This is a genomic window from Brevinematales bacterium (genome assembly GCA_026415355.1).
In the GTDB taxonomy this organism is placed as follows: domain Bacteria; phylum Spirochaetota; class Brevinematia; order DTOW01; family DTOW01; genus SKYB106.
The window spans coordinates 1-1,902 of record JAOAHF010000042.1 but is presented as its reverse complement, the minus strand read 5'-3'; the positions used below and the strand labels follow the sequence as shown (position 1 = coordinate 1,902).

The following is a 1,902-nucleotide window of genomic DNA, read 5'->3' as shown; positions in this document are numbered from 1 at the left end:
ACCCCATAGTTGTTAGTTATGCTGGATAACAAAACTCTCTCAAGCGAAGAGTTACCCAATTTGAATAACCTACCGTTGATATTTAGGAACAAATTGTTGTTTGAAGCGAATGACATTACGAAATTCAATCTTCCGTTAAAGTATTCAACTTTTGATAAAGAAGGCATTAATTTTTCATTCTCACTTAAATTATGCGAAAAGTATTCGCTACCCAAACTACCACAAGAAACCATTGATGTAGGAATCACAACGAAGTATAGTAGTAATAGTACCTTTGCTGATCTGAAACGAATTTTGAGGAAGTCTGGTTTCCAATGTAGTGAATTACAGTATATATTAGATAAGTTCATTTTTATGTTCTCTAGTAGTTTTAGGTTAAAAGACTTTAAGCAACTAATACAAACAACTTTAAAGATGCTCAAACACATAAATATATTCTTTATAAAGAAACTATTGGTTTTCTAATCAATGAAGAACGTGTTTAAAAGTCTTCAACCTATATAAAAACTGAATAAAAAAGAGATACACTCATACATTTATTCCTAAAACAACTCCTATTGAATAAATTTATGTTCTTATATACTTCAAAAGTCCTACCTCTTCTTACAATAGAAGAATAATCCAAATCCTCCCATTGCTTCATATATATGTTTAGCAAAAAATGTAACGGGGTAAATCAAAGCGTATCTAATCACTTTTGCTATTGCTAGAGTTAAACTTTTTTGGTTCAAACTACGCACATAGTCAGAGTCAAAAATTTTTATTTTGGTTAGAAAATACATAAGGTTTGATATCCTATCGGCATAAGTACTATAATCAACTTTAGTTTCCTCAACCAAACACTCAAAACCATTCCTCTCTAACATTGTCTTTAGAGATTTAGCTGATAACCAAAGAAAATGATGTGGAGGGAAATCATAGTTTTCAGATTTTGATATAGATCTTGTCATCTCTACAAATGCTCTCTCCCTGTTAGGAACTGTACCTAAAAATATCCCATTTTCGTTGAGAATTTGCCTCACCTGACTTAAGAACTCTAATGGAGTTGTCTGGTGTTCCAGAACTTCAAAACAAGTAATTACATCAAACTTGAGATCATTATTGACCGAATAATCAACAAACTCTTCCAAAGATAAAGAATATACGTTTTTTAACATCAAATCTGTTTTAGCAAACTCTATACTTTTAGGATCAATATCTATCCCAAAAACTTCAAAACCTTCTTTCTCCATGTACTTAATAAAAGACCCCGTTGCACAACCTACATCCAAGAGCTTATTTGAACTAATATCTCCTTTTAATCTTTTCATAAAACGCTTCACAAAGTATTTGTGATTGGGCGATAGATCACCAAAACTTCCAATCTCTCTAGTATATGAGTGACTTGGTAAAACCTCTTCTTCATATATGCTACGAACAAACTCAAGAGGAGCCCAAAACTCCATTTCACACTTAGGACAATGATACAGTTTATAATTTACCTTTATTTCCTCTGAAAAATAATCTCTTATGTATTCATTATCATTAATCTCATTACCGCAAGATGGACACCTTTCCATAATTAACCTCCTATTATGTTTTGGATATTTGAATATACTTTTAGCAATTCTTACACATATTCATTGAAATTGTCAAAATCTGACGAAGGTTTTCAAAAAATGTATGTAATGCTTGTAAATACTTGTTGTTTTGATGAATACCTCTCTGCAAGTGTAGTAAAAATACCAAAGACAAAAAACGAAAAATTTTTTATCCTTATTCTGCTCAAACATTACAAATCCCAATGTGCTTATCATCACCAAACTCCTAGCTACTTTCACATCCTTCACTTCTAACCAACTCACTCCTCTTCTCTTGAGATGACTTATCATCTGCTCAACTTCTGTCTCTTATACACATCTC

The 1,902-nt window shown here is 31.7% G+C and carries 2 protein-coding genes; both read right to left on the bottom strand.

The genetic code is table 11. From position 1 onward, the window contains the following. Positions 1–350 (bottom strand): hypothetical protein (locus N2712_07945; protein ID MCX8029908.1); only part of this gene is annotated, 350 nt, incomplete at its 3' end. Between the two features lie 243 nt (positions 351–593). Beyond that, the gene (locus tag N2712_07940) at positions 594–1,559 is read right to left on the bottom strand and encodes a class I SAM-dependent methyltransferase (protein ID MCX8029907.1); all 966 of its coding nucleotides are present in this window, start codon (positions 1,557–1,559) and stop codon (positions 594–596) included. Positions 1,560–1,902: the final 343 nt, after the last annotated feature.